This window comes from Caballeronia sp. INDeC2, from assembly GCF_023631325.1.
Lineage (GTDB): Bacteria > Pseudomonadota > Gammaproteobacteria > Burkholderiales > Burkholderiaceae > Caballeronia.
In genome coordinates this window covers 1-4,165 of the sequence record NZ_JALQDG010000025.1, presented here as the reverse complement: position 1 = coordinate 4,165, position 4,165 = coordinate 1, and the positions used below count along the sequence as shown (strand labels likewise).

Sequence of the window (4,165 nt, the reverse complement as noted above, 5' to 3'; positions counted from 1 at the left end):
GCCCACGACAGCACGAGCGTGACGATCTTGACGATGGGGTTGGCGAGAAAGCCCTTGAACGCGTCGAACGAGATTTCCGACGTGAGGCTTTGATCGAGCAGATAGAGGATGAACGGCAGACACACGAACAGTAGCAGGCCGCTTATACGATGCAGGATCGACACCTTTCCTGCCAGCGGCAAGCGATACTTCGCGAGCTGGCCGAGTCCGATGTTCCGGTATTCCGGCCTTGGTTTTTTTACGGCTTCAGCCATGCTAGACCCCAACTTGTTAATACACTAATCCGCGATTTTAGCGCCTTTTTATTTCGCGCTGCAGCGAAAAGCCGTCCAAGAGACTGTTGCTGCGCGCGCGAAAATGGCCGTGCTAACGTGCGTGTACCGCGAGCACTCAGCCAGTGCGCGCGGCCCCTTCTTTCATTCGATCAACTCAGGTCGTTCTGATAGTAATAACCGGTCGTGACGTACCATCCGCGCCGCACTTCGACGGGCCGGTCGCCATACGTATAAGACACGCGCTCCACCGATAACAACGGAAATCCCTGCGCCACATCGAGAAACTGCGCGACGGTTTCATCGGCGGCGACGGCGCGAATCTTTTCCGTCGCACGGATCATGCGCGTGCCGAACTCCGTCTCGAACATCGCGTAGAGCGGGCCTTTGTACTCGGCGAGGCGCTCGGCCGTGAGTCCGCGAAACACGGCGCCGGGCAGCCAGATTTCGTCGAATACGGTCGTCACGCCATCAAATTGCAACAAGCGCTTGATAAGAACGACGGGATCAGCAGGCTTCAGGTCCAGTTGACGCGCGATCTCGGCAGGCGCGCGTAACCGCCGGCATTCGAGCAGGCGGCTGACGTGGGGATGGACATCGCCGTCGTCGGGAAGAAGGCGCAGGAAGCGGAACTGCACGCGGTCCTCGTTGTGCGTCGCAACGAACGTGCCTTTGCCTTGACGACGAACAAGGAGATTGTCGGCGGCGAGCTCGTCGATCGCTTTGCGGACCGTGCCCTGACTCACCTTGTAGCGCGCGGCCAGCTCGACCTCGCTCGGGATGATTTCGCCGGGCTTCCATTCGCCGGACTCGAGCCCCTGCGTGATGAGCGCCTTGATTTGCTGATACAGCGGGCTGAACGTCGGCGACGGCGTGCTCGCGGCCTCAGCCGCCGGTGCAGTGCCGTTGGGGGTCGTCGTGCTCGCCGGGTTGGAATTCATGCCGCGCATTTCAACACAAGGGCCGCCGTGCGTCCAGACTTTTCCCCAAGATTCCTATGTCTTATATAAGACATAAGATAGTGTTGACTTTACTTCAGACCGCTCCTACACTCCTTGTCGAGCAAGGGTTTGCGGGTCGCTGCGTGAGCGCGGGAACCGCCGGTCAGTGTGTTTTGCATGGCGGCGTTCGCCCCGAAGCACGCTGGATCGCGGCATACGTGCATTGCGCAGCATACCGCCAGGCACGCCCTTTCGCTTTCGCCTCACGCCGATCGGCCACTCGATTCGCGCGCCGCTGCCTGCCCCACGCCTCGCAACGTCAAGCGCCTTCTCGAATGGGCGCGTTGCCGTCAGACCCAAGCGAAATCATCGCGTCCTTCCCGATCATCCCGCACGCCTCCCGCTCGAAGAGAAGGATTCATGGCATGACAGTCACGCCGTTCGAGCATTCATGCGACGCGAATCCACGAACGAACGCGCGCAACGCACGTGGCGCCCGCTTTCGACGGTTTCGCACACGGCATGGCTGGCATGTCTTCATCAACGCTTTGCGTAACGCGCATAAAATGGCGTTTTTCCCTAGCGTTCCACGCACTGTCCAGGAGAGTTCTCAATGGCTAAGTCCGCAAAGCGCGTTGCCGTAACCGGCGCCGCAGGTCAAATCGGCTACTCGCTGCTGTTCCGTATCGCCAACGGCGATCTGCTCGGCAAAGACCAGCCCGTGATTCTTCAGTTGCTCGATCTGCCGCAAGCGCAAGCCGCTGTGAAGGGCGTCGTGATGGAACTGGAAGATTGCGCATTCCCGCTGCTCGCAGGCGTGGTCGTCACGGACGATCCCAAGGTCGCGTTCAAGGATGCCGACGTCGCGCTGCTCGTCGGTGCGCGTCCGCGTTCGAAGGGCATGGAGCGCAAGGATCTGCTGTCGGCGAACGCCGAGATCTTCACGGTTCAAGGCAAGGCGCTGAACGAAGTCGCGAGCCGCGACGTGAAGGTGCTGGTCGTCGGCAACCCGGCGAACACGAACGCGTACATCGCAATGAAATCGGCGCCGGATCTGCCGAAGAAGAACTTCACCGCCATGCTGCGTCTGGACCACAACCGCGCGCTGTCGCAACTGGCGGCCAAGTCGGGCAAGCCGGTTGCGTCGATCGAAAAGCTCGCGGTGTGGGGCAACCACTCGCCGACGATGTACCCGGACTTCCGTTTCGCGACCGCCGAAGGCGAGAACCTGACGAAGCTCATCAACGACGACGAATGGAACCGCAACACGTTCATCCCGACCGTCGGCAAGCGCGGCGCGGCGATCATCGAAGCACGCGGCCTGTCGTCGGCGGCATCGGCGGCCAACGCGGCGATCGATCACGTGCGTGACTGGGTGCTCGGCACGAACGGCAAGTGGGTCACCATGGGCATTCCGTCGGACGGCTCGTACGGCATCCCGGAAGACATCATCTACGGCGTGCCCGTCACGTGCGAAAACGGCGAATACAAGCGCGTCGAAGGCTTGGAAATCGACACGTTCTCGCGCGAAAAGATGGACGGCACGCTGAACGAGCTGCTCGAAGAGCGTGACGGCGTCGCGCATCTGCTCGGCAAGTAAGCACGTTTCGAAAGGGAAGCCCGCGAAGGCTTCCCGTCAGCGCGAGCGCCTCGCCGCGTTCGCGTCTGATCCGATCGCGCTTGAATGATATTCGAGCGCGGCCGAATCAGAAGCATGAGCAAGATCGAATTCACATCCCTCCAATCGGACCCAACGCCGACGATGCGCGATCTCACTCCCGCCGAAGTGCTGTTTGACGGCGAACCGCAACCTGCCGTGCTTGCGCCCTGCGATCACTACGCGGGCAGCGAGAAGCTGATGAAGAAATCGCTGGCGTTGCAGGCGCAACTGGGCCCGGTGTTCGACATCACGCTCGATTGCGAAGACGGCGCGCAAGTCGGCCGCGAAGCCGAGCATGCCGAGCTGGTCGCATCGTTCGTCGGCGGCGATGAAGACCGCTTCGGGCGCGTCGGCGTGCGCATCCACGACTTCCATCATCGCGCCTGGCGCGACGACGTGCGCATCATCCTGCGCCACGCGAAGCACGCACCCGCGTTCATCATGCTCCCGAAGATCCGCAGCGTTTTCGATGCCGCCGAGATGGTGGCGTTCATCGAAGCATCGCGCTGCGAGTTCGGCATTCCGAAGCCGATTCCCTGTCATCTGCTGATCGAGACGCACGGCGCGCTCGCGAATGCGTTCGAACTCGCGGCGCTGCCGGGCGTCGAATCGTTGAGCTTCGGCCTGATGGATTTCGTCTCCGCGCACAACGGCGCCATTCCCGATACTGCAATGCGCTCGCCCGGCCAGTTCGATCATCCGCTCGTGCGGCGCGCGAAGCTGGAGATCGCCGCCGCATGTCACGCGCATGGCAAGGTGCCGTCGCACAATGTGTCAACGGAAGTGCGCGATATGCGCGTCGTCGCGAACGATGCCGCGCGCGCCCGCAACGAGTTCGGCTACACGCGCATGTGGAGCATTCATCCGGACCAGATCAGGCCGATCGTCGAGGCTTTTTCGCCGCGCGCCGATGAAATCGCGCTCGCCGGCGAGATCCTGCTCGAAGCGCAACGCGCGCAGTGGGGCCCGACGCGTCACGGCGATACGCTGCATGACCGCGCGAGCTATCGCTATTACTGGTCGGTGCTGCGTCGCGCGCACGCGACCGGCCAGACGACGCCTGACGAATGCGCGCCGCTCTTCGCCGCGCCGGCTTCGGGGGCATGAGCATCACCGGATCGGCATTCAGCAAGCAACGCCGCACGGCGAGCGTACGAAAGGAGACTGGAGAGCATGACTGATATCGCATCGACCGAAGCACCCGCAACCGGTGGTTTCAAGCCGAAGAAATCCGTCGCGCTGTCCGGTGTGACGGCGGGCAATACCGCGCTGTGCACGGTCGGCAAAACGGG

Annotated in this window: 4 protein-coding genes and 1 pseudogene; 3 read left to right on the top strand and 2 right to left on the bottom strand. The window is 62.2% G+C overall.

Features of this window, described 5'->3' with window-relative positions:
- Together sdhC and NCS28_RS14725 are read right to left on the bottom strand one after the other, a co-directional pair.
- Positions 1-254: succinate dehydrogenase, cytochrome b556 subunit (gene sdhC, locus NCS28_RS14730; protein ID WP_250514503.1), on the bottom strand; the 254-nt coding region annotated here is incomplete at its 3' end.
- A gap of 170 nt (positions 255-424) precedes the next feature.
- Complete coding sequence (locus NCS28_RS14725; protein ID WP_062256789.1) at positions 425-1,222, bottom strand: GntR family transcriptional regulator; 798 nt, start codon at positions 1,220-1,222, stop codon at positions 425-427.
- Positions 1,223-1,826: 604 nt separating this feature from the next.
- Between NCS28_RS14725 and NCS28_RS14720 the strand changes: the two genes are divergently transcribed.
- From NCS28_RS14720 to NCS28_RS14710, 3 genes and pseudogenes are all read left to right on the top strand, one after another.
- The gene (locus tag NCS28_RS14720) at positions 1,827-2,813 is read left to right on the top strand and encodes a malate dehydrogenase (RefSeq protein WP_250514502.1); all 987 of its coding nucleotides are present in this window, start codon (positions 1,827-1,829) and stop codon (positions 2,811-2,813) included.
- 162 nt (positions 2,814-2,975) lie between these two features.
- On the top strand, positions 2,976-3,980 hold the full coding sequence (locus NCS28_RS14715) for an HpcH/HpaI aldolase/citrate lyase family protein (RefSeq protein WP_250514504.1): 1,005 nt from the start codon (positions 2,976-2,978) through the stop codon (positions 3,978-3,980).
- A 66-nt stretch (positions 3,981-4,046) separates the two neighbouring features.
- Positions 4,047-4,165, top strand: a pseudogene (locus NCS28_RS14710) (2-methylcitrate synthase); the annotation flags it as partial.

Coding starts and splice junctions, on each gene's coding strand:
- NCS28_RS14720 (WP_250514502.1), top strand. CDS start 1,827: ATGGCTAAGTCCGCAAAGCGCGTTGCCGTAACCGGCGCCGCAGGTCAA.
- NCS28_RS14725 (WP_062256789.1), bottom strand. CDS start 1,222: ATGCGCGGCATGAATTCCAACCCGGCGAGCACGACGACCCCCAACGGC.
- NCS28_RS14715 (WP_250514504.1), top strand. CDS start 2,976: ATGCGCGATCTCACTCCCGCCGAAGTGCTGTTTGACGGCGAACCGCAA.